General features: G+C 69.0%; 23 protein-coding genes and 1 pseudogene. 13 read left to right on the plus strand and 11 right to left on the minus strand.

The genetic code is table 11. The features are described 5' to 3' along the window. Window positions 1-15: 15 nt before the first annotated feature. Window positions 16-768 (plus strand): alpha/beta fold hydrolase, encoded by a 753-nt coding sequence (locus tag KIK09_RS07055; protein ID WP_214317781.1) that lies wholly within the window; start codon window positions 16-18, stop codon window positions 766-768. A 73-nt stretch (window positions 769-841) separates the two neighbouring features. Here KIK09_RS07055 and KIK09_RS07060 read toward each other — a convergent pair whose 3' ends face one another. Next, window positions 842-1234, minus strand: a complete 393-nt coding sequence (locus tag KIK09_RS07060; protein ID WP_214317782.1) for a DUF1003 domain-containing protein — start codon at window positions 1232-1234, stop codon at window positions 842-844. Between the two features lie 317 nt (window positions 1235-1551). On the opposite strand from KIK09_RS07060, the gene KIK09_RS07065 reads away from it, so the two are divergent. Further along, window positions 1552-2325, plus strand: a complete 774-nt coding sequence (locus KIK09_RS07065; protein WP_214317783.1) for an oxidoreductase — start codon at window positions 1552-1554, stop codon at window positions 2323-2325. Window positions 2326-2365: 40 nt separating this feature from the next. On the opposite strand, the gene KIK09_RS07070 is transcribed toward KIK09_RS07065, so the two are convergent. After that, window positions 2366-3760 carry an FAD-dependent monooxygenase gene (locus KIK09_RS07070; RefSeq protein ID WP_214317784.1) on the minus strand — a complete coding sequence of 465 codons (1395 nt, stop codon included), beginning with the start codon at window positions 3758-3760 and terminating at the stop codon, window positions 2366-2368. Between the two features lie 43 nt (window positions 3761-3803). Between KIK09_RS07070 and KIK09_RS07075 the strand changes: the two genes are divergently transcribed. From KIK09_RS07075 to KIK09_RS07090, 4 genes are all read left to right on the plus strand, one after another. Further along, window positions 3804-4388, plus strand: a complete 585-nt coding sequence (locus tag KIK09_RS07075; protein WP_308163951.1) for a TetR/AcrR family transcriptional regulator C-terminal domain-containing protein — start codon at window positions 3804-3806, stop codon at window positions 4386-4388. Window positions 4389-4448: 60 nt separating this feature from the next. After that, window positions 4449-4889: a hypothetical protein gene (locus KIK09_RS07080; protein ID WP_214317785.1), complete on the plus strand. Its 441-nt coding sequence runs from the start codon at window positions 4449-4451 to the stop codon at window positions 4887-4889. 58 nt (window positions 4890-4947) lie between these two features. Further along, window positions 4948-5469: an HdeD family acid-resistance protein gene (locus tag KIK09_RS07085; protein WP_214317786.1), complete on the plus strand. Its 522-nt coding sequence runs from the start codon at window positions 4948-4950 to the stop codon at window positions 5467-5469. A gap of 290 nt (window positions 5470-5759) precedes the next feature. After that, complete coding sequence (locus KIK09_RS07090) at window positions 5760-6743, plus strand: alpha/beta fold hydrolase (protein WP_214317787.1); 984 nt, start codon at window positions 5760-5762, stop codon at window positions 6741-6743. On the opposite strand, the gene KIK09_RS07095 is transcribed toward KIK09_RS07090, so the two are convergent. Further along, window positions 6721-7584, minus strand: a complete 864-nt coding sequence (locus tag KIK09_RS07095) for a helix-turn-helix transcriptional regulator (RefSeq protein WP_308163952.1) — start codon at window positions 7582-7584, stop codon at window positions 6721-6723. The genes KIK09_RS07090 and KIK09_RS07095 overlap by 23 nt on opposite strands. Window positions 7585-7707: 123 nt before the next feature. Between KIK09_RS07095 and KIK09_RS07100 the strand changes: the two genes are divergently transcribed. The 4 genes from KIK09_RS07100 to pstS all read left to right on the plus strand — a co-directional run bounded on the left by KIK09_RS07100 (window position 7708) and on the right by pstS (window position 10359). Further along, window positions 7708-7923, plus strand: coding sequence for a tautomerase family protein (locus KIK09_RS07100; protein WP_214317789.1), 216 nt, complete (start codon window positions 7708-7710; stop codon window positions 7921-7923). 34 nt (window positions 7924-7957) lie between these two features. Further along, the gene (locus KIK09_RS07105) at window positions 7958-8320 is read left to right on the plus strand and encodes a DUF1304 domain-containing protein (protein WP_308163954.1); all 363 of its coding nucleotides are present in this window, start codon (window positions 7958-7960) and stop codon (window positions 8318-8320) included. 593 nt (window positions 8321-8913) lie between these two features. Further along, complete coding sequence (locus tag KIK09_RS07115; protein WP_214317790.1) at window positions 8914-9087, plus strand: hypothetical protein; 174 nt, start codon at window positions 8914-8916, stop codon at window positions 9085-9087. Between the two features lie 135 nt (window positions 9088-9222). Further along, the gene (pstS, locus tag KIK09_RS07120) at window positions 9223-10359 is read left to right on the plus strand and encodes a phosphate ABC transporter substrate-binding protein PstS (protein WP_214317791.1); all 1137 of its coding nucleotides are present in this window, start codon (window positions 9223-9225) and stop codon (window positions 10357-10359) included. 59 nt (window positions 10360-10418) lie between these two features. Here the strand turns inward: pstS and KIK09_RS07125 are convergent, their stop codons facing one another. From KIK09_RS07125 to KIK09_RS07135, 4 genes and pseudogenes are all read right to left on the minus strand, one after another. Beyond that, the gene (locus KIK09_RS07125; protein ID WP_214317792.1) at window positions 10419-11675 is read right to left on the minus strand and encodes a glycosyltransferase; all 1257 of its coding nucleotides are present in this window, start codon (window positions 11673-11675) and stop codon (window positions 10419-10421) included. A gap of 308 nt (window positions 11676-11983) precedes the next feature. Beyond that, window positions 11984-12196, minus strand: coding sequence for a hypothetical protein (locus tag KIK09_RS57460; protein WP_250572858.1), 213 nt, complete (start codon window positions 12194-12196; stop codon window positions 11984-11986). A 46-nt stretch (window positions 12197-12242) separates the two neighbouring features. Further along, window positions 12243-12350: pseudogene (locus KIK09_RS57465) on the minus strand (SDR family NAD(P)-dependent oxidoreductase); the annotation flags it as partial. Between the two features lie 135 nt (window positions 12351-12485). Continuing rightward, a complete protein-coding gene (locus tag KIK09_RS07135) occupies window positions 12486-12851 on the minus strand; it encodes a winged helix-turn-helix transcriptional regulator (protein ID WP_214317793.1) in 366 nt (121 codons plus the stop codon). Window positions 12852-12956: 105 nt separating this feature from the next. Between KIK09_RS07135 and KIK09_RS07140 the strand changes: the two genes are divergently transcribed. After that, window positions 12957-13892: an NADP-dependent oxidoreductase gene (locus KIK09_RS07140; protein ID WP_214317794.1), complete on the plus strand. Its 936-nt coding sequence runs from the start codon at window positions 12957-12959 to the stop codon at window positions 13890-13892. Window positions 13893-14002: 110 nt separating this feature from the next. Here KIK09_RS07140 and KIK09_RS07145 read toward each other — a convergent pair whose 3' ends face one another. After that, window positions 14003-15226: an esterase-like activity of phytase family protein gene (locus KIK09_RS07145; RefSeq protein WP_214317795.1), complete on the minus strand. Its 1224-nt coding sequence runs from the start codon at window positions 15224-15226 to the stop codon at window positions 14003-14005. A gap of 302 nt (window positions 15227-15528) precedes the next feature. On the opposite strand from KIK09_RS07145, the gene KIK09_RS07150 reads away from it, so the two are divergent. Then, entirely contained in the window at window positions 15529-17088 is a 1560-nt protein-coding gene (locus KIK09_RS07150; RefSeq protein ID WP_214317796.1) for an alkaline phosphatase PhoX, read from the plus strand. Between the two features lie 517 nt (window positions 17089-17605). Here KIK09_RS07150 and KIK09_RS07155 read toward each other — a convergent pair. Further along, complete coding sequence (locus tag KIK09_RS07155; protein ID WP_214317797.1) at window positions 17606-17908, minus strand: hypothetical protein; 303 nt, start codon at window positions 17906-17908, stop codon at window positions 17606-17608. A 611-nt stretch (window positions 17909-18519) separates the two neighbouring features. Here KIK09_RS07155 and KIK09_RS07160 point away from each other — a divergent pair. Next, complete coding sequence (locus KIK09_RS07160) at window positions 18520-19878, plus strand: sialidase family protein (protein ID WP_214317798.1); 1359 nt, start codon at window positions 18520-18522, stop codon at window positions 19876-19878. A 57-nt stretch (window positions 19879-19935) separates the two neighbouring features. Here the strand turns inward: KIK09_RS07160 and KIK09_RS07165 are convergent, their stop codons facing one another. Then, entirely contained in the window at window positions 19936-22188 is a 2253-nt protein-coding gene (locus tag KIK09_RS07165; protein ID WP_214317799.1) for a leucine-rich repeat domain-containing protein, read from the minus strand. 73 nt (window positions 22189-22261) lie between these two features. Continuing rightward, on the minus strand, window positions 22262-23149 hold the full coding sequence (locus KIK09_RS07170; protein ID WP_214317800.1) for a LysR family transcriptional regulator: 888 nt from the start codon (window positions 23147-23149) through the stop codon (window positions 22262-22264). Between the last annotated feature and the right edge of the window lie 71 nt (window positions 23150-23220).

Consider the following 23220-nt stretch of genomic DNA (forward strand, 5'->3'; position numbering starts at 1 on the left):
GTTAGCGTGTACGGCATGCCGACAACCCCATACCTCTCCCTCTCCGAGGCCGGAACGGGCAGACCCGTCCTGATCCTGCACGGCGGCGGCGGACCTGCCACCGTCGCCGGCCTCGCGGCCCACCTCGCCCGCACCGCGCACATCCTCACCCCGACCCACCCCGGCTGGGACGGCACCCACCGCCCCGACTGGCTGACCGGCATCGACGATCTCGCCCTCGCCTACCTGCACCGCCTGCACGACCTCCGCCTTCGCGACGTGCTGGTCATCGGTTCCTCGCTCGGCGGCTGGATCGCCGCCGAGATGTCCGTCCGCGACACCGCCGGCATCATCACCGGCCTCGTCCTGATCGACGCCGTCGGCGTGCGTGTCGAGACCGAGCCCATCACCGACTTCTTCGCGCTCGACGCCCGCGGCGTCGCCGAGTACGCCTGGCACGACTCGGCTCGCTACTACCGCGACCCGGCCGCCATGTCCGCCGACCAGCTCGCCATCCAGCAGGGCAACATGGCCACCATGCGCGTGCTCGCGGGCGAGCCGTACATGCACGACCCCAAGCTGCTGCGCCGCCTGCAGCGCGTGGACCTCCCCGCCCTCCTGCTGTGGGGCGAGAGCGACCGCATCGTCACCCCTGCCTACGGCGCCGTCTACGCCGCCGCCTTCGCCAACGGCCGCCTCGAGGTCATCCCCGAAGCGGGCCACCTGCCGCAACTGGAACAGCCGGAAGCCACCTTCGCCCTGATCGACGCCTACCTACGCTCTCAGTGATCGCTCATGACGGTGAACAGATCACAAGGGTCAGGCGTCCAGCTTGGCGCGGACGATCGGGCCGTCGATGATCTCAGCCGCGATGGTCCGACCGGGTTATCGCGGCATGGATCTCCGAAGTGAGCTGGTGGATGGCCTCGGTGACCTCGGTGTTGTGGTGGAGCTCGAGCTCTTGGGCCTGGTAGTCGTGGTCGGCCTTGCGCCGGGCGAACTCGGCTTGCCGGTTCTGGCCGATCATCACGAAGGTGGACAGGAAGATGGCCTCCAGCGACACGATGAGCGTCAGCGTCTGCCAGGGGCTCTTCTCCAGCCAGATCATCCACGCGGCGAACAACAGCGCATGAATGTAGACGAAATGCATAGATCCGGCGAAACGGGTGATGGCGTCCGCGATGCGAAGCTGACGATCCTTGGCACGGGCCGCCTCGGCCTCCAGGAGGGCCGGGTGTTTGGGCATGGTGAGCATGACACCAGGCTAGAAAACGCCAGGAAGACCGTCTTGCGTCGATCGACTGGAGTGCTCCCACCCAGGCGGGAAGGACCAGTCCACCCGCGTCAGCCGCACCTCACCAGGATCTTCAGGAAGCTACGTTTGACCTCGCGTCGACGGCGGAGGGAGCATGGTGGGACTGGGGGTTTCATGACCGGCGGACAGGCCCGATCCAGCCTCCGCTGTCACCGACTTCATGGAGTTCCCCGACCGGGGAACTCCATGACCGTCGACAACGGCCGGCGGGAGGTCGCCGAGGCGGCTCTCGCCTGACTCAGGAACCGAGGACCGTGATGGATCTACACCTGTCCGGCAAGACAGCCGTCGTCACCGGCGCCGGCAAGGGCATCGGGCTGGCGATCACGCGGGCGCTGGCCGCCGAGGGCGTCCGCGTGGTCGCCGGGAGCCGGCATGTCGACTCGTCCGACGTTGAGGGGGTCCATCCGTACGCCGTGGACCTGGCCGACCCTTCAGGGCCGGCGGATCTCGTCGAGGCCGCCGTCTCCATCCTGGGTGGCCTCGACATCCTGGTGAACAACGTCGGAGGCGTCCACCCGCGCACCGGCGGCTTCCTGTCGGTGACGGACGACGACTGGATCGCCACGTTGACGATCAACCTGCTGTCCGCCGTACGCGTCACCCGGGCGGCCTTGCCGTACCTCCTGCGGCGAGAAGCAGGGACGATCGTGACCGTCAGCTCCGTGAACGCGACGCTGCCCGACCCTCTCGTGATCGACTACAGCGCCGCCAAGGCGGCGTTGTACAGCTTCTGCAAGTCGCTGTCGAAGGAACTGGGTCCGAAGGGCATCCGGGTCAACACCGTCAGCCCAGGGCCGGTGGCCACGGACCTGTGGCTGGGCTCGGACGGCGTGGCGGCCACCGTGGCCCAGTCCGGCGGCGGCGATCCGGAGTCGGTCGTGAAGGGCGTCGCCTCCCGGTCGGTGACCGGCCGCTTCACGCAGCCGGAGGAGGTCGCCGACCTCGTTCTCCTGCTCGCCAGCGACCGCGCGGGCAACGTCACGGGCGCCGACTTCGTCATCGACGGCGGCCTCATCACCACCCTCTGACAGGTTCACACGCTGCCGTTGGTGCCCGCGGCGGACAGCCTCACGTCCACCTCACCGCGACCGCCGCCTCAAGGTCGGCGGCCGGGTCGTCGCCGGCCCAGGCGACGTGCCCGTCGGGCCGGATCAGCGCCGCCGTCACGTCGTCCCACTCGTGATGCGGTACGGCGAGCGGCGCGCTGTGCCAGGTCACGTCAGGGACCGACGTGGCCTTGCCGGTCAGGTCCAGGAGCACATGGCGCCCGTGACGGAGCAGCGCGAACAGGGAGGTGTCACCGAGCCGCAGGTCGGGCGCGCGCCTTCCGGCGAGTCGATGTCCTCGGCGGGACGGGTAGGCGACCGACAGCGCGGACACCTGCTCGGCCAGCGCGAGCGAGAAGGCAGGCACGGTCGCGATCAGGTCGCTCAGTACGGCCCGCAGCGCCTGGCCTTCGGGAGTGAAGGTGGTCATCAGCGCCGTCTGCGCCTGGGTGCCGGTCAGCAGGGCGGCACCGACCGGGTGGCGTTCGTCGTGGTAGGTGTCCAGCAGGGCGTCGGGGGCGCGACCGGTGGCGACGGCGGCCAGCTTCCAGCCGAGGTTCATGGCGTCCTGGACGCCGACGTTGAGGCCGACGCCGCCGGTGGGGAAATGGATGTGCGCGGCGTCGCCGGCCAGCAGCACCCGGCCCTTGCGGTAATGCTCGGCCTGGCGGGTGGCGTTGCCGAAGCGCGACAGCCAGCGCGGGTCGCGCATGCCGTAGTCGCCACCTGCGATCGCGACCACCTTGGCGCGGAATTCCTCGAAGGTGGACGGCGGGTCGCCGGGGTCGCCGCCCACGATCCGATGCAGGCCGTCCGGGAGCGGGACCACCATGAGCCCGCCCGCCGTACTGGAAAGGTTGATCACGCCAGGCGGCGGCTGGTCCAGCACGACGTCGCCGAGCCACCCCCAGGCGGTGGAGTCGGTCCCGGGGAAGGCGATCTGGGCGGCCTCGCGGACGGTGCTGCGCGCGCCGTCGCAGCCGACCACGTAGTCGGCCTCGATCGTGTACGGCGGGCCGTCGAGGTGGACGCGCACCCGGTCGGGCTCCTCGGTGAGCCCGGTGACGCGGCGGCCGCGCCGTACCGACTGCTTGACGTGCTCTTCGAGCAGTTCCTCCGTGCGGGCCTGCGGCAGCGCGAGGGTGAACGGGAAGGGGGTGTCCAGCGGGGCGAAGTCCATGCGCTGGTCGAGCCCGCCGAAGTGGCCGTCCGGGATGGGGCGGCCCTCGGCCAGGAAGCGGTCGGCCAGGCCGCGGCAGGCGAGCAGCTCCAGCGTGCGCGGGTGGATGGTGAGGGCCTTGGAGTGCGGGTCGCGCTCCTGGCGGGCTTCCAGCACGGTGACCTCGGCTCCGCCCAGCCGGAGCTCGGCGGCCAGCCACAACCCGACAGGGCCTGCTCCCACGATGACGATCACCATGAACCTCCTCTTGGTCGGTGACCAACTGAAGTACACTTGGTCAGTGACCAAAAAGCAAGTGGAGATGGTCGAAGCGGCACTGGAACTCCTCGAGGAGAAGGGCGCCGAAGCCGTCTCGATCCGCGGCGTCGCCACCCGGCTGTGCGTGCGCATGAACACCGTGCTCTGGCACATCAAGTCCAAGGCCCGCCTGCTGGAGCTCATGGCCGACGCGATCGTCGCCGAGATCGACCTCGACGACCTGCCCGAGCAGTGGCAGGAACGGGTGCGCGAGCTGGCCCGCCGCTACCGCCAGGCCCTGCTGTCACACCGCGACGGCGCCGTGATCGTCACCGGCACCTACACCGCCGAACCCGCCACGCTCCGCTTCGCCGACACGATGATCGAGGCGCTGCTGGCAGGCGGACTCACCGAGCAGGAGGCGGCCTGGCGCTGCTGGGCCATCGTGTACTTCGTGCTCGGCCTGGCCCAGGAGGAGCAGGCCGCCGCCGACGCCGACGTCGAGGTGCTCGACCAGGCCCTGTCGGGCGGCCACTACCCCTCACTCGACCGCGTGCTGCCACACCTGCGGACAGGCTCCTTCGACGAGCGCTTCGAATACGGCCTCAACCTGCTAACCGCCGCGTGAACCGCACGCGGCTCCGGCTGACAACGCACACGCCTCCCGTGCTGCGAGTAGCGTCCTGGCATGCTTCTTGAAGACCAGCTGCGAGCCGTCGACCGGCTCCTCGCCCTGTCGTTCCCCACCGAGGACACGCGGGACGGCTGGCACTCCAGCGGACCCGCTCACCACGTCCGCGCGCTGCGGGTCAGCCAGGATTTCTGGGACGACGGGCTGGAGGTCGTCAAAGCGGTCTGGGAGGAGATGGATGCCGCGCGGGGCGAGCTGGCGGCCCTGCTGACCGCGCGATGGGGCCGACCTGAGGAAATCGAGCTGTGGTACGGCGAAGAGACCGCCGAGCCGATGATCGACCTCAGCCGGATGTGCGGACGTCTGAGCGTATGGCGTCCTCCGCACGGCAGCAGGTGGGTAGGACTCGCCACCGGCCAGGAGGACCGAGAGTTCCCGATTCTGCTGCTCGCCGCCATCGGCGAGCAGCCGACCCCCCACAGCACCAGCCAGGACTGACCCGTCTTTTCAGCCGGTTGACGGAAGCGGAGCATGTGCGTGGCAGACACGCGTCTCGGTGGCCTGGCCGGGCATCACCGTGGGCGCGTTCGTCATCCTGTTCGCCGTCTACGCCTTCCTGGCCGGCGTCATGGACTTCACCCGCGCCTTCAACAGCGACCGCGCCGGACCGGTCATCGGCTGGGTGCTGCTGGCCCTGCTGTCGATCGCCGCCGGCGTCGGAGCGCTGGTGTGGCCGGGACTCACCGCGTTCGTCCTGACCATCTGGGTGGCCGGCTGGGCGCTGGTCACCGGCGTCACCGAGGTCGTCATGGTCTTCCAGCGCGGCGAGAGCGGCGGCGAGCGCATCATGTGGGCGCTCAGCGGCCTGGTGTCGATCGCCCTGGCGGTCGTCCTCTTCGTCCGGCCCGACATCGGCGCCCTGTCGATGGCCTCCGTCTTCGGCCTGTTCAGCCTCGTGTACGGGGTCTCCGCGATCGTCGTGTCCCTCAGAGTCCGCAAGATCGGCCAGAGCCAGGGGTCGCAGCACGTCGAATCCGCGTGCCGACGCCAGCACATAAGAGCAGCGGGCGCGACCTGACGGGAGGCCCCGCCCGCCGGCCTGACCTCGAGCGCTGCCACCGACTGCGGACCCGCGGATTTCCTACTCCTTCGGCGGTTCCAAGGTGGGCTGATCCCCGCGGTCTTCACCTCTCACCGGAGGGGGCATGACCACCGGTAGAGCACCGCACGGCCAGCCTGTCGTCGTGATCAGGGCTTTGTCGACATCAGTGCTGCGGGACACGGCCCATCGACGGGCCGGCCGTACATCTCACGACAAACACCGCGCTGACCGGCACGGCGGACGGCAGCTGGCGGAATGGAGTTCCCATGACCACTCTGCATCGTCGCCACTTCCTGGGTCTGACAGCCGGAGCCGCCCTCGCCACCGGTCTCGGCGTGCCCGGGAAGGCGGGCGAGCCCTTCGGCCCGGTGAAACAGATCGACGCCGGTGTCCTCAGCGTCGGGTATGTCGAGGCCGGGCCCGCGGACGGGCCGCCGGTCATCCTCATGCACGGCTTCCCCTATGACATCCACAGCTATGCCGAGGTCGCGCCGCTGCTGGCCGCGCAGGGACACCGGGTCATCGTCCCGTATTTCCGCGGCTACGGGACGACCCGCTTCCTGGCGGACGCGACCCCCAGGAACGCCGAGCAGGCGGCGTTCGCCCTCGACATCATCGCCCTGATGGACGCCCTCAAGATCCGCGAACCGATCCTCGCCGGGTTCGACTGGGGATCCAGGACCGGCGACATCATCGCGGCCCTGTGGCCGCAACGCAGCAAGGCACTGGTGTCGGTGAGCGGCTACCTGGTCACCAACGTCGAGGCCAACCAGATGCCACTGCCACCGAGGGCCGAGTGGGCGTGGTGGTACCAGTACTACTTCGCCACCCAGCGGGGCGTGCTCGGGCTCGACAAATACCGGCGCGACCTGGCGGAACTGGTCTGGAAGTTCAGCTCGCCGACGTGGCACTTCGACGCGGCCACGTTCGAGCGGACCGCGGCGGCCTTCGACAATCCCGACTACGTGCGCATCGTGATCGGCAACTACCGCTGGCGGCTGGGCCTACTGAAGGGCGACCCGCGCTACGCCTCGATCGAGCGGCAGCTGTCCGAAGGACCCGCGATCGCCGTGCCCGCGATCACCATCGACGGACGCTACGACCCGTTCACACCACCCGGTAACGGCTCCGCCTACCGCGCCAAGTTCACCGGCAAGTACGAGCACCGGGTCTTCGACGTCGGCCACAACGTGCCGCAGGAGGCACCTCAGGCGTTCGCCCAAGCCGTCATCGACGCCAACCACCTGTAAGGTCCCGCTCGAGGTTCTGGACGCCGATCACGGCGAGTAGCCGCAACTGCTCGACCGCCGGGCTGCCCGCAGGAGCGGTGAAGAACTGCAGCCGCTGCCTGCCGTCCTCACTGAACAGGTTCTGGCAGTGGACGTCGACCACGCCCAGCGACGGGTGATTGATGCGCTTACGGTCCCCACGGCGTACGGCGACATCGCCGCTGTCCCACAGCTCGGCGAACTCCCGGCTCGTCCGACGCAGCCGGGCGACCATGTCCATGGACCGCGCGTCGTGCCCGCGACGCGCCACCGCCGCGCGCAGATCGTGGACCATCACCCGCGCATGGTGCGGATGCTCATCCTCCGGATAGATCAACCGGCTGCTCGGGTCGGTGAACCAGCGGTACACATAGCTGGCGCCCGGCCCGCTCGCGTGCGCGGGAGGGCCGAGCAACGCCACGGCCAGCCTGTTCTGGGCGAGGGTCTCGTGCAGGTCGGTGATGATCTGCGCGGGCGTGGAGTCGAGGCGGTCGAGCAGCGCCAGCATGGCCGGTTGCACGTGTACCGCCGTCCCTTGCGTCACAGGTTCGGTACGGCCGGCCAACCTGAACAGGTGGTCGCGCTCGTCACCGTCCAGCCGCAGCGCCCGGGCCAGAGCGGCCAGGATCTGCTCCGACGGCTGCGCGCCCCGGCCACGCTCCAGCTCGATGTAGTAGTCCACCGACGTACCGGCGAGCTGCGCCACCTCCTCGCGACGCAGCCCTGGAACGCGCCGCCGGGGGCCGCTGACCAGGCCGACCTCGGCCGGGGTGATCCGCGCGCGCCGGGTCCGCAGGAAAGCGCCGAGCTCAGACAGGTTCACCCCTCCAGTGTGTGGCCCGAGCGACCGGCGCAGCCAGGGGCCGCCAACCCCCGGGTGAGGAACGCCTGGATAGCCGTGCGGTACCCGGCCACCCTGGTGAATCATCGAAAGGAGAAAAACGACATGCCATTCGCCAACCTGAAGGTCCCTGCCGGAACGCTCACCGCCGAGCAGAAGCAGGACCTGGTCACCAAGGTCACCGACCTGTACTGCGAGACGTTCGGCGACGCCGTACGCGACAACACGATGGTCCTCATCGACGAGGTCGTCGACGGCGGCTGGGGCATCCGCGGCGAGGTCCTCACCCTGGCCAGGCTGCAGGGGGGTGACTCCCGCTAGTCCCATGGTGCGGGCGCACCGTAAGGTGTTCGGCGTGTCCGCCATCGCCATGGTCGCCGTCGTCGCGATCGCCCTGCTGCACGTCTACATCCTGGTCCTGGAGATGTTCCTGTGGACCAGCCCCCGGGGACGTGCGGCTTTCGGCACGACCGAGGAACTCGCGGTCTCGACCAAGGTGCTCGCCGCCAACCAGGGTCTGTACAACGGCTTCCTGGCAGCGGGCCTCCTGTGGGGCGCGTTCGCTCCGGACCCGGTCGGTTTCCAGGTGCGGATCTTCTTCCTGGCCTGCGTCATGGTCGCCGGGCTGTACGGCGCCGCGACCGTGTCGCGCAAGATCCTCTTCGTCCAGACCGTCCCCGCCCTGGCCGCGCTGACGCTGGTGGTCCTGGCCCACTGAGGCTCTGCGGCCAGGACGTAGGACGCCGACCATCGCCATGGCGTTGCCGTTCCCAGAGCGTCCCAGCTCGTGCTGGTGATACCTGCGGCTGACCGCACCCGTCATCGGCCGCCTCGGCCCCCACCTGTGGGAATCCGGCCAGGTCCACGCCTGCCGCGATCAAGCGTGGGTGTCGGTCCAGCTCGCAGCCGAACCCGACCTGGAGCTCCTCTTGGCCCTGACCAGCGTCGCGATCAAGGCTCACGCCACGACCTGAGCGACTCAAGCTGGATGTGAGCGACGTGGGTGCCGGAGCGCACGTCGAATGACGAGGTCGCCGACGTGCGCAAGCGCGAGGCGGCGCGGCTGGGGTCCGCGGCGTGCATCAGGTGGCCACTCGGCATCGCGCAGGGGCGGCGCCGCTGGTCAGCCAGAACCTCATCTCGGCAGCCGGCTTTAAACGTTGCTTCGAGCAAATACCCATAGATCGAACTCCACCCCAAGCTCCAGCCAACACTCCACATATCTAATGATGTGCTGGGTTTTGAGGATTAATGTCGCATTTGTCCGCATGTAGGTGCTCCCGACTCGGGAGCTGCTCATGAGGAGGAGTCATGGCACGTATGGGCTTCCGCGCCTGGAACAACTGGGATGACTGGGGCGGCGGCTGGGGCGGCGGCTGGGGCGGCGGCGGCTGGGGCTGGGGCGGCCGCAGACGCTGGTGGCGCCGGCGCAGGTGGTGGGGCGGAGGTGGCTGCGGCTGCGGCGGCGGCGGATGGTGGTGGTAACCCACCCTGGGAGAGTCGTCGGCCTGTCCGTCGGCTCTCCTGCTTCAGGACGTCGGTTCCTCAGACGGTCTTGACCGACAGGCCGCGGTAATGAACAGCAGCGCAACGGGATCGAGCGCGCTCTCGTGACCTGGCATGTCAGCGGCGACGCCGTTAAGCCTTGATGTCTGCTTTGCGATGGGATGCGGACATTCTGAAGCGCGCTTTCCTAGCGTCATAGTTGTGCGACGTTCGGCAGCGGCCGGGGCGGCCACCGTGCTTGTGGCTGCCCTGCTGGCCGCATGTGGTGGTGACGAGCAGCAGGTGAGCTCGATGCCGGGCCAAGCCGCGACGATCATCGGCTCGGGTTCCACGGCACAGCTCGGCGCGATGGAGGCCTGGCGTGCGGGATACGCCATGACGGTCCCGGGTGCGCGCATCATCTATCGGGCCAACGGCTCTGACAACGGCATCCGTGACTTCATCCGCGGTGACACAGCGTTCGCCGGGTCGGACGTTGCGATGAGTCCCGAGCAGAAAGCTCAGGTCTACAAGCGCTGCGCCGGCCGGGCACTCCAGCTGCCGATGGTCGTGGGGCCGATCGCCGTGATCTACAACCTCCCGGCAATAACCGAGTTGAGGCTCTCGCCCACCACCCTCACCGGCATCTTCAGCGGCAAGATCCTCACCTGGGCCGACCCCGCGATCGCCCGGGAGAACCCAGGCGCCGATCTGCCCCACAGAGGCATCCGATTGTTCCATCGATCCGACGGCTCGGGAACCAGCAAGAATCTGACCCGCACCCTGCGAGCGATGGACGGCTGGCCGTACAAGCCCTCGATGCACTGGCCCGCGCGCGGAGGAGAGGGCGTCCAGGGGTCAGCCGAAATGACCGACAGCGTGTCACATACGGAGGACTCGATCGGCTACGTGGAGTACGGCTACGCCAGCGGCGCGGGATTGCGCACAGCCAAGATCCGAAACGCTGCAGGCGAATACGTGGCGCTGTCGCCGGAGAGCGCGAGCAGGAGCCTGTCCGGGGCCGAGGTCGCAGGGACCGACGGAGACCTGACGGTCAAGATCGATCCCACGGTGAAGAGGCGGGGAGCGTATCCGATCGTGCTGCTCACATACGAGATCGCCTGCGACCGGGGCTCACCGGCTCTCCTTCGAGGCTTCCTTCGCTACATCGCCGGCGACGCCGGGCAGTCGAACCTGTCGCTGCTCGGCTACGCCCCGCTGCCTCCGGAACTGCTCGCCAAGGTCCGCGCGTCGCTCGCCACCATGACGTAACAGCGGCCTCACAGCGACTCGGACCGGACAACGCCCGGCACTCGTACGGCTTACGATGATCACGTCGCCCGCCGGTTCCTGGCTTGGGGCGTGGGCGGCGTTTCCCTGCTGGCTGTGTCGAGTAGCAGTTTCGCGGCCACCGTCGCCCCGTCGGTGCGGATTGTGCCGGCCACAGCTCTTGCTCGTGCTCGGGTCTCGGGGGTCAGGGCCGTGGTGAGCGCGGCGTACAGGGAGTCGACGGTCGGGGTCGGACCGTCGTGTGCCGCGCCGATGCCCAGCTCGGCCACCCGGGCGCCCCAGCGCGGCTGATCCACGATCTGGGGTACCACGACCTGAGGCGCGCCGGCCACGGCGGCCGTCGTCGTGGTGCCGGCGCCGCCGTGGTGCACGACGGCGGCAACCCTGCCGAACAATGCCTGCTGGTTCACCTCACCGACGGCGAAGCAGTCGTTCTGGTCGTCGATCAGGGCCAGGTCGGCCCAGCCGTGGGCGAGGAGTACGCGGCGGCCGTGCGCGCGGCTCGCTTCGATGGCCACCCGGGCGATGTCCTTCGGGGCGCGCGCGGCCATGCTGCCGAAGCCCACGTACACCGGTGGTGCGCCCGCGTCCAGGAAGGCCTCCAGTTCGGCCGGGAGCGGGCGGTCGTCGGGCAGGATCCACGCTCCGGTCTGCACGACGTCGAGGTCCGTCATGCCCTGTGACGGCCACAGGGTCGCGTCTGCCGCCAGCCACACCTGGTCGGTGAAGACGTGGTCGCGGACGTTGTCCACCGGTGGCAGGCCGATCGCCGCCCGGTGGCTGTTGAGCGCCTCGCCGTACAGCGCGTTCACCCGCTCGGCGTCCTGCTCCCACAGCACCCGGTTGTCGGTCTCGCCCTGTGGGGACGGCTTGCCCGGCCGCGCCGCCGGAGGGAAGTGCCGCGACGGCAGCCCGACGGTATGGAAGCAGGCGAACACGTAGCGGATGCCCAGCTTCTCGGCCACGTCCCGAGCGCCGGCCGGCATCAGGCCGGTCGCCAGCAGCGCGTCGCATCCCTCGGCGGCCGCGGTGAGCGTCTCGAACCGCGCGGCGACCAGCTCGGGAGCGAGCCGGAACGCGGCCTGCGCCGAGGGCGGCTTCGTGCCGGCCACCACCGAGCGCACCGTGGGGCCCAGCGGCACCAGCGGCACGCCGACACGCGCCAGCAGCTCGGCGAACTCCTCGTCCGCCGGCGCGCACACCCGCACCTCCGCACCGAGTTCCCGCAGCCGCACCGCGAGTCCCGCCAGAGGTTCGACGTCTCCGCGCGATCCCCACGTCGACAACACCACACGCATTTCGCGTCCCCCGTTTCCGCAGGTTCTGGCCCTTCGGTCGGCAATCATGAGGCACGACCCGGGTCTTGCCGCAAGCCCCCCGGTGCGCTATAGCTTGGAAATGCAGGGAGAAGACTTCCTTGCCGTTGCCTTTCGTCGTCCGCTGTGGGCCGACAGCCTGCGGACGAAGCGGCTTACTCCTCTCGTATCACCGCTGCTCGACGCAGCCATCCGCGCTGACTGACCGACCGCGCATCTGGAAGGGCACTCCCCCGCTGCGGGGATCTCTCAAACCACGGCGCCGACCCGCGTGCGCGCCCGGACCAGCATCATGCCCCCTCGGCGGTGAGCCGGCCGATGGCCCGGATGACCTGCCGCCGGGTCGCCAGCCGACGGCTGAGGAAGGCCATCACCCGGTTCAGGCGTCCCGCGATGACGCTGGGTGGTGCGTTCCGGCGGTCCAGGGTGGCCAGGGCAGTGCGGACGACCTCGGCCGGGGAGGCCTGGCGGGGTTCCTCCGGCGGCTTGCGTGCCGATGGCATCGAAGAACTCCGTCCGGGTGGCGCCGGGTGACAGGGCCATCACCCGCAGGCCGGTGCCGCGCGACTCCTCCCACAGCGCCTCGGTGAGGCTCAGCACGAACGCTTTGGTGGCGCCGTAGAGCGCCATGCGCGGGTTGGGCTGGTAGGCGGCCATGCTGGCGACGTTGACCAGCACGCCACACCCCGCCGTACGCAACTGCTCGATTCTCTGACGTCGCCGCCTTCCTGGCGTTGTCCCAGGATCGGCGATACCCCTCCTCCTGGAAGAGCGCGGACAGCCCAACGTGAGCTAGACGTAGGGCTTGATCTCGTCGAGATGCTGTTCAACCCACCCGCGCAGCAGCGCCAGGGGTACGGCCACGCTGCGGCCCAGGTCGGTGAGGGCGTATTCCACGTGCAAGGGGACGGCCGGATAGATGGTCCGGTCGAGGAACCCGGCTTCCTCGAGCCGTCGCAGCGTCTGGGTCAGCACCTTGGGGCTGACCCCTTGCAGGTGACGCTGCAGGGCGCCGAAGCGCTGCGGCCCGCCCTCCAAAGCGCCGATGACCAGGGCCGACCACTTGTTGGCGAGCAGGTCGAGCACGTCACGGCAGGGACACATCGCGGCGTAAACGTCGTGGTGGTCATGCCGACCGGTTTCACAGCGCAGAACCACGAAGACCTCCTTACTTCCCAAAGGATAGTAATACTCCTTGCGGGTTACTACCACCCGAAGGATAGCTTGCGATCGTCAATTCACAGGCGACCGAGGAGATCGGCCATGCAAGCCATCAGCCAGTCGGAGTACGGCGGCCCGGAGGTCCTGGAGCAGGTCGAAGTGGCCAGGCCTGAGCCACTGCCCACCGAGGTGCTCGTGCGGGTGCACGCCGCCGGCGTCAACCCGGTGGACTGGAAGACCCGCGCCGGGGGCGGCATGGCGGGAGTGCTCGGCGAGCCGCCGTTCATTCTGGGGTGGGACGTCTCGGGAGTGGTGGAAGAGGTCGGGTTCGGCGTCACGCGGTGGAAGCCGGGCGACGAGGTGTACGGCATGCCATGGTTCCCCCGCGCCGCCGGTGCCTACGCCGAGTACGTCACCGCCCCGGCCCGCCAGTTCGCCCGCAAACCCGCCACGATCAGCCACGAGCAGGCAGGCGCCGTACCGCTGGCGGCCCTGACCGCCTGGCAGGCCCTCGTCGACACCGCGAAGGTGGAGGCCGGACAGAGAGTACTGATCCTCGCTGGAGCCGGCGGTGTCGGCCACCTGGCGATCCAGTTCGCTCGCCACCTGGGCGCGTACGTCATCACCACGTCGACCGCCGGCAAGCACGGGTGGCTGCGCGAACTCGGCGCCGCGGAGACCGTCGACTACACCACCACCGCCTTCGATGAGGTGGTCCGCGACGTCGACGTGGTGCTCGACCTGGTGGGAGACGGACACCGCTCATTGAAGGTGCTGCGCCCGGACGGGCTCCTGGTCGCGATCCCTTCGGGCGTCTCGCCGGACCTGCTGGACAGCGCCCGGACCCTCGGAGTGCGAGCCACTCCGTTCCTGGTCGAGCCCGACGGGACCGCGTTGGCCCGCATCGCCGACCTCATCGACCGAGAGGAGGTCGCCGTCGAGGTCGAGGCCGTACTGCCACTCGAGCATGCCGCCGAGGCACACCGGCGCGGCGAGCAGGGTCACACCCGCGGCAAGATCGTCTTGAGCCTCCACTGACCTGCGGCGTCCCTCAGGTGCGAGGGACGGCTGGGCGAAACATCCCCTGTACGCGCAGCGCTTTCACGTTGAGGTGGCGCCGGACGGGGTCCGTCCGGCGCCTTGCGTTACTACTGCTTCGGGAAGCCGATCACGATCATCTCGGTCGCGTCCGGCTTGCCCGGGACGCGGCCGGTGCTGTCCGGGAAGTTGTTGTCCTGCATGACGGCGATCCTGTTGCCCGGCAGGGGAAGCAGGGCCTCCACGGACTGCAGGGGGAACTTGAAGGGGTCGCCGAGACCGTAACCCCCGGCGGGGTCGTTCGAGCCGATGTGGGCGGGGTTGCGCAAGTTCAGCAGGTCGGCGATCTCGGTCTTGACGAGGTAACCGTCCGCGTCGGTCTTGCGCCGGTCGATCAGGTAGACGCGCTTGAAGGTGGCCTTGGGCCCCTCGTCGTCCTCACGCTCGATCAGGATGGCCCGGTTGGCGTCGAGGGACTGCATGTCGGCGATGCGGTAGTCCTCGCCGTCCGTCCGGTACTGCCAGGAACGACCGGTGTATTCGTTCTTCTGGGTGTCGAACTCGTAGATGTAGCGCCGGAGCGGGTTGGCGTCGTTGGTCAGCCGGCCTTCCACCGCGGGGTAGAGGAACCGTCCGTCGGGAGAGGAGGCGAGAGCCTCGAAGCCGCGGCTGCCCTGCACCGTCGTGGGCTCGCCGTTCGCCAGCGTCGGGTTGTTCGGGGACTTGAGCGAGGGGTGGGCGATCGGGGCCTGCAGCAGCTTGCCGGTGCTGTCGAAGTGCAGGAGGAACGGCCCGAACTCGTCGCCGACCCACATCGACCCGTCGGGGGTCCTGGTCACCGACTCCACGTCGAAGTCGCCGCCGGTGAGCAGCCGGTCCGCGGTGCCGTCGTTGATGATCTTGAAGGGGATCTTGTGATCCGGGTCGCGAAGTGAGAGGAACCGGCCCACGTCGATGGTCCCGGCTCCGCCGCGGGCCGTTTCCCACTGCGGCGTGAAGTGGTAGAGCCGGAGCAGGAAGTCCACCGAGTTGCCCTTGGTCCCGAAACCGTTGTCGGGCATGGCCCAGAACGCGCCCTTGCCGTCGGGGAGCATGGACGAGATCCCGAGCACCAGCTGGCTGGGGTAGGGAGGCGTCATGCCGTTGTTCGGGTCGCTGAAGGCGCCGGTGGGCGGACCGGGAGCCGGCGTGTAGGCGGGCAGGGTGGCGCGGGCGAGCAGGGTCGCGCGCGCGGGGTCATCGGCGGGCGGGGCCGCCTTGCCTGCGGCGAAGGCCGGGGTACCGACCATCATGAGCGCCGCAGTGGCCAAGAGGACGAGAGGGCGACGTCGCACATTTTCTCCTGAGGAACAGACCAGTGATGGGGCCGTTGGCCCGTCGGATCAAATCGGTCATCCATTAACTGCTGTTACGGACTTGATGACGGCAAGCCGTAGCGGCGGCGAACTGCCGATGACATCCGCTGGTCGCGCGCCGTCCCGCCCTCGCAGGAGCCCTGAAAGTCGCACCGAGGAGCGGGTCTTCGCGCGCCGTTCACGTCCGCGTTCCCAGCCGTTGAGCGTTTCGGACTCATCGATCTCTAGCTTCTCAAAAGCCTCAAACGTAGCAACGGAACATCAAACGCCGGAGGAATCCCGTGCCTTCTTCCCACCTGCGCGCCACCTTCGTGGGCGCCACCGCGGTCGTGGCCGCACTGACCGGAGCGGGCACCGCCCTCGCCGCCCCTGTGACCGGCCCGACCGGTCCCAGCACCACCATCGCCCCGTACGTCCTGCCCGTCGCGAAGGGCGTCAGCATCACCTCCCTGTACACCGTCGGAGACAAGCCCGCGGGCAACGGCTTCCGGATGGTGGGCGTCCCCGACGGTCTCGGCGCCTACCAGGCCGGCGAAAACCTGGTCGTCTACATGAACCAGGAAATGGGCGGCTCAGCCGGCATCGTGCGCGCGCACGGCCAGAAGGGCTCCTTCGTCTCGAAGCTCGAGATCGACCCCTCGACCGGAAGCGTCACGAAGGGGTCCGACCTGATCACCTCCGTGCGCTACTGGGACTACGTCAAGAAGACCTGGGGGAACGCCCCGGTCGCCCCTGCGGGAGCGACCCACCTCCCGGCCTTCTCCCGCTTCTGCTCCGGCACCCTCGCCGAGGCCGGCCGGTTCGACTCCAAGAGCGGCAAGGGCTACGACGGCCGCGTCTACTTCGCCAACGAGGAGAACGGTGACGAGGGCCGTGTCTTCGGCGTCACCGACGACGGCGTCGCCACCCAGCTTCCGAGCCTCGGCCTCCACTCCTGGGAGAACACGCTGCCCGCGGCCAACAAGAGCGACACCACCCTCGTCATGGGCAACGAGGACGGCGGCTCCGCCCAGCTGTGGGTCTACGCCGGGCGCAAGCAGTCCACCGGCTCGCCGGTCGAGAAGGCCGGTCTGACGGACGGCACGCTGAACGTGATCGATGTCGAGGACCACGCTGTCGCCACCGACGCGCAGTTCCGCGCCACCTACGGCAAGGGCAAGCCTGTCAAGGTCACCCTCAACGAGGTCGACTCGACCGTCAGCGGCAAGCAGCAGAACGCCGACGGGGAGAAGGCGGGCCTCAGCCTCAGCCGGGTCGAGGACGGTGCCTTCGACCCCATCCACCCGAACGACTACTACTTCGCGACGACGTCGGGAGGCAAGACCTCTCCCGACCCGCAGGAGCCGGGCGTCTCCCGCGACGGCGGCGGCCTGTGGCGGCTGCGGTTCGCCGACATCGAGCACCCCGAGCGCGGTGGCACGCTGACCCTGCTGCTCGACGGCAGCGAGGCGCCGTACCTGAACATGCCGGACAACATCACGATCGACCACCAGGGCAACCTGCTCATCCAGGAGGACACGGGCAACAACCCGCACCTCGGACGGATCCTGGGCTACCGGATCTCCGACGGCGCCCTCGGCGTGATCGCGCGGTTCGACGCCAAGCAGTTCGGCCCGTCCGCGGACGCCGCCTCGTTCCTGACCCAGGACGAGGAGTCGAGCGGCATCGTCCCCGACCCGAGCGGCCAGGCCGACACGTTCCTCTTCGACGCCCAGGTCCACACCGCCAAGGGCCTGCCGACCGGCACCGGTGCCGGCACCGTTGAGGAGTACGTCGAGCGCGGTCAGCTCCTGCGCCTCCGCGTCCGGTCGTGGGGCCAGGTCTACACCGAGAAGAGCTGACCTCCGCCCGGCCGTCCTTGAGTGAACCACTCACGGGGCCGACCTCCGCGACGTCGTGCGGGTCCGCAGCAGCACGTCGTCGCGAGGTTCTCTCACCTGCCGCCGGCGCTCGACGCGCAGGCGGCAGGACGCGGCGACGAGGTCAGGCCCGGTGCCCGACGTTCGCGGCACCCGGAATGCCGGCGTGGGCGCCGGCGCCGCGGATGTCGTGGCCGAGCCACGCGGCATCGCGTTGACAGGTCATCGCGCAGTGCCGTCGACTCGGCCACGGGTCATGATCAGATGGGGCTTCGCGTGAGGTTGTACGGCACGGCCGTGCACCTTCGCGCATTGCGGTTGCTGCCCATGGACGATCGGACGTTGAGATTCTCGCCCTGCGTCACCAGAACCTTGAACGGCGGCTCGGTACCGACACCCCGGTGACATCAGGATCGGCCCTTCCTCGCCGTGCTCCTGACCTCGTTGCCGCGCGACGCCCCTCCACCACATCCACGCCGGTATCCGGCCCGCCACCTTTTCACTCTTCGCTGTCGTAGGCGCGCAGCTCGCGGCGCGCCTGGTGACGGCTGCGTCGGCGCGCTTCGCGTCGGAAGTAGTACCACTCGCGATTCCCACCCCTGGTGCCGCAACCGAACACGTAGAAGGTGGGGGCACCCCAGTGGCAGCCGCCCTTGCGGTAGCCCAGGGACGCGCTCTCGGCGGTGATCTCTTCCGGCAGCGTGCACGGCCCGAACCGATGATCATGCACGGGCAGGCAGGTCGCCATCGGCGAGTCCGCCATCCGCACCCACCAGGGCCGGGTCTTGTCGGTCTTGCTCATACGGTCACCTTTCGGCTCCGTGACGCCCCGGGATGGGGCCGTCATGGGACCGGGTGCATCGTGATCACCTCCGATTTCGCGCACGACATGCCGGGGCCGAAAGCGACGTCGCCGCTCGGAACCCGCCTCCGACGCTACCGTGAGGCGCAGGAACGCGCGCGTGACGAGACCGCGGGCACGCAGCCGGAAGCGCGGCGGTCACCTCCACCGGAGTCGCTCTACCGGCAAGCCCATCGCGCAGATCGAGGCATCGCAGCCGAACACGTGCACGTCAAGAGTCTCGGTCGAGCCCAGCCCTTGGGCCCGCAGGAGAGCAGCTCGTAGGCAGTACAAGACCCTGGGTGAAAGTGCAGTTCGGACGCACTCTCGACTGCGTCTGTGGGCAACTGGGCAGACGAAACTGATCATTTGACAGTAATCTGACATTGATCGTTTGCTGCCTCCAGGGGGCGCCCTCGAGGCGGTGACGTCGCCGGTAGATACGACGAAGATGAGGAAGACTTGTGATCCGACCCTCCAGGGTTTTGTTAGCCGCAACCGCCATCGTGCTCGCCTGCGCCGCCGCGCAGCCCGCTTCCGCGGATGGTGCCGCATCTCCTGAACCTGCCGTCGTGCGGCCGGTCTCGGGCGTCAGCCCGCTGCCCGCAGGCTGCGGACCTCCCCCGGCCGACGGCTACACGTTGCACCCGAACACCGAGGTCCTGCCCGTGCTGGCGCGGGACCCGAACCGTCCGTGGCACCTCGTCACGGTGTTCCAGCAGGATCGCTGGAACCGGTACGGCAGCAACGGCGCGGTCACCGCCGTGTCGGACGACTACGGCCGGACCTGGCAGCGGTCCGCCAACCTGCCCGCCTTCTCCCAGTGCAACGGCGGCACGACCGCCAACGGCGGAGACTACGACGTCACGACCGACCACTGGATCACGGTCACACCGTCGGGTGCGGCGGTGGCCTCGTCGTTCTCGCTGTCCCGCGCAGGCGACGTGACCGCCGTTCTGGTCTCCAGGTCCGCTGACGGCGGCCGGCACTGGGGCGCGCCTGTCACCCTGCAACGGGACGACAACCCGCGGTTCTTCAACGATCGCCCATCGGTGACGGCGGACCCGTACCACCCGGGCGTGGTCTACGCGGTGTGGGACCGCATCGACAACCAGTCGACCGACACAGAGGAGAACTGGGTACAGCCGATCTATCTGGCGAAGTCCACCGACGACGGGCGCACCTGGACCACGAGCAAGGTCTACGACGTGCCGACCAACAGCGGCGTCATCGGTACCCAGCTGGTGCCGCTCCCGAACGGGACGCTGCTGATCGGCATGCACCACGAGACGGACACCGACGGTGCCACCCAGGTCATCCGCTCGACCGACGGCGGCCGGACCTGGTCGGCGCCGACGCTGAACGTTCCGGCCCCGCTCGCGGTGGGCCCCCGCATCCCGGACCCGGACAACTCGGGTGACCCGGTGCGCAACGCCTCCCTGCCGCTCCTGGCCGCCCAACCGGGCACCTTGGTGGTGAACGCCGTCTGGCAGAGCCAGGACTCCGACGGCACCTTCCACGTGGCCTACTCGCGGTCGGCGGACGGCGGGAAGACGTGGTCCAGCCCGGTCCGCGTGGACAAGACGCCCACCGGGTCCGCGGCCGTGCCGGTCGTCGCCGTGTCACGGACGGGCACTGTGGCGGTCACCTACTACGACTTCCGCAACAACACGCCTGACCCCGCCACCCTGCCCGCCGACGTGTGGGCCGTCACCTGCACGAGCGACTGCACGCAGTCCGGGGCGTGGCGCGAGCAGCACCTCGAGGGGCCGTTCGACGCGCGGAAGGTTCCGGCGACGAGCGTGGGACGCCTGATCGGGGACTACACCGGCCTGGTCTCGGTCGGCGGAGCCTTCACGGCCGTGTACGGCGTGGCCACCGGCGATGCCGCCAACCCCGTGGACATTCACAGCGCGACCTTCTCCGGCTGAGCGATTGCCCGCCGCCGGCGGGGTTCAGCCAGACCGAACCCCGCCGGCTCTTGGGCGTCATGGGCGCTGGTTCTGGCGCCACTGCTGGAAGTCGGCTGAGGTGGCGAAGTCCGCGAAATCTCCGAAATCCGGGTCGCGGGTGAGCACCTGATCGACGATGACGTACGCCTGTGGGGCGTGGCCCATGGCGACCAGGATGCGTACCTTCGTGTCCCTGATGTAGTCGTACGCGGGCTCGGCGCTCACGGAGAGGGCACGATCGACGGCGTCCAGCGCGCGATCGAGGTCACCGGCCTCCATCAGATGCCATGCGAGCGCGTTGCCCGCCCGGCGCTTGACCTCCTCCTGGAAAGCTCCCTCGTCGGTGTAGTGCCAGATCAGGGCGGGCACCAAGGAAAGGGCCCGCTCGGCATGGCCGACGAGCCGGGCGACCATGGCGGAGCGGTCGTCCCCTGCCGTGTTGACCAGATGTCCGAGGGCGTCGACGAGGCCGTAGAGCGCGTAAAGGTGGTCGTAGTCGGAGAAGCACGCGCCGGGGACGCAGTGGGTGAGTGCCTTCTCGAACGCGGTGACGGCCTCCGCTCGCTCACCGCGCCGCAGTGCCGCGGCACCGCTCTTCACCAGCGCGTGTACGGCCTGCCAGGTGGGATCGTCGACGTCGGCCTTCGTCTCGACGGCGCGCAGGTCCATCCTGACCTCGGGGAAGGTGGCGCGAAGCCGGTCGAGAGTGGCCTTGCCGAGCTTGGTGTACTGAAGGTCGACATTCTCGAGCCGCTCCAGCCTGAAGAACGATTCGGGCAGCTCGGTGAGCTCGTTGAAGGACAGGTCCAGGCACCGGAGCCCGGGCATGCGTGAGAAGGCGTCATCCGGCAGAGCGGTAAAGGGAGGACGGTCGCCCCCGGTCTTCTCGTTCCACCGGTCGATCGCGAGCTGCTCCAGCGTGGTGATGGACCACACGCCGGCGAGCAGGTCGCGGCTGGGCTCAGGCTGAAAGGTCCACGGAGTGTTGCCGCTGAGCCGGAGCACCCGCAGGCGTGGCAGCCGCGCCAGGTCGGGCAGCCGTTCCAGCGTGGCCGACAGCGACCCGCTCAGGTCGAGTTCCTCCAGCTCGGTGAGGCGCAGCAGGTCGTCGGGGATCGACGACAGCCATACGTGGCTCAGGCTGAGGGACCTCAGACCGGTCAGGTGGGTGACGGGCAGTGGGAAGTCGACCTGGGCGTCGTACTCCCCCGGCTTCAGCCCGTACAGGTACAGCTCGCGCAGCTGAGGCAACCGGCCCAGTGCATCGGGAACCGGACACGTCAGGCGCTCCGCGCGCAGGATCTCCAGCCGGGAGAGGTCGCCGATCGAATCGGGAAGACTCTCGAACTCGTTGCCCGAGATGTCGAGGACGCGCAGGTCGCTGAGCTTGCCGATCATCTCGGGCAGGCTGGTCAGCCGCATCCCGGCGACGTTGAGCTCCTCCAGCGACGCGAACTCGCCGATGCGCTCGTCGAGTTCGCCGATGTCGTCGTTGCCCGAGAGGGAGAGCACGCGCAGATTGCGGAAGGCGAACAGCTGCTCGGGCAGCCGTCGCAGCTTGCGATCGGACAGGTCGAGCTCGGTGACCTCGTCGGCGCGACTCGACAGCGCCTCCAGCTCCTCGATCGCCGCCACATGACTCGGCCGCACGCCCGCGCGCAGGATCGGCCGGCCTTCTCGCAGCGCTTCGCCGATCTTGTCCGTGTCCGGCGTGCCGTCCTCGCGGAGCAGGTCGGGCAGCACCACACCAGACAGCTCGTCGTCGGTGAAGTCGACGGGGCAGCCGGTGCGATGGGGATCGGCCGCCAGCACCGCCTCCGGCTGACTGCCGAAGTGCATGTTGAAGTAGAGCGTGCTGACGATGATCTGGCCGCGGGTGCGGCCGAACACCGTCAGGAATCCGCCGTCGTCGCCGTATTTGCCCTGAATGCCGTTCTCGACGACCAGATCACCCCGGACGACAACGCACGGGCAACCGGAAAGGATCACGTTGCGCGCCCGCAGGTCGCCGGTGACCAGCAGGAAGTTGCCGCCGCTCTCGTCCCACCAGGAGAGGTCGCCCTCCACTGTCAGGTCGCCGTCCACGATCACGTTGTACGGCACCCAGTCGACGTCGTCCTCCGGCTGCAGACCGCCCGCGACGCGCAGGCCGCCCGCGTAGAGGCGGATCTCCTGCTCGTCGGTGAACTCCTGATACGGATACTCGACATCGTCCGAGATGCCGAAGCGTTCCTCCGCCTCTTCGGCGCTGATGACGCGGTATCCCGGGGGCGAGACGATCTCAGTCATGGGGGCGATGTTAGAGGGGCGCGCAGACATTCCCTGGCCCGTCCTGAGCTGATCGCCAGAACTCCATATCCGATCATGACGCGGTACAGGCGGGGATGGTGGAGGCCGTCTGGAGAGCGGCGGAGACGGCTGGGTGCGCCTGGGTTCCGGCGCGGATCACGGCCTCGATCGTGCGGCTCTTGCCGGGCAGCGGCAGGAGTGCGACCCCCGGTCGTGGACCGCACATCATCATCGGCAGGATGGTGACCCCCATCCCGGCAGCGACCAGCGCAAGCGCGGCCCTAAGGTCGTGGTAGGTGTGCTCGATGACCGGCGTGAAGCCGGCGCTCTGGCAGGCGTGCACGGTCACGTCCCGGCAGGCGCTCGGCGCCGGCGTGGTGATCCACCGGTGGTCGCGGAGCGCCGCGAGCCCGTCGATCGCGCGCAGTTCTTCCGGTACGGCCAGCATGAGCGGATCGTGGAAGAGCTTGTAGGCGAGCAGGCCCTTGGGCATCGGCATGCCCAGATGCGGATACCGGTAGGTCAGCGCCAGGTCGAGTTCTCGCTGCCTGAGCAGGGGCAACGACTGTTCCGGCTCGACCTCGACGATGCGCGGCCGCAGCCGCGGATGCGCGTCGGCCAACGCCGCGGCCAGCGGTGCGGCCAGCGTCTCCAGGCCGCTGGGCATGCAGCCGATCACCAGCTCGCCACTGACCTCGAGGTCGAACGCGCGTACTACGCCGCTCGCCTCCTCCAGCGCCGCGATCACGTGCTCGGACTGCGCGGCCAAGGCGGCGCCCGCGGCGGTGAGCCTTACGGAGCGGCCCTCACGGCGTAGCAGCGCGGCGCCTGCCTCCGTTTCGAGGGCTCGCAGCTGCTGGGAGACGGCGGAGGGTGTGATGTCGTGCACGTCTGCTACGGCGGTGACGGTGCCGTACTCGGCCAGGTCCCTGAGCAGCACCAGCCGCTTCACGTCAAGCATAAGCACATCTTAAAAGCATCTGAAGTAGAGGTAGCTGGACTTCACAACAGTCCCGCCGACAAGCTGGTGGG

Source organism: Nonomuraea sediminis (genome assembly GCF_018531495.1).
GTDB lineage: Bacteria > Actinomycetota > Actinomycetes > Streptosporangiales > Streptosporangiaceae > Nonomuraea > Nonomuraea sediminis.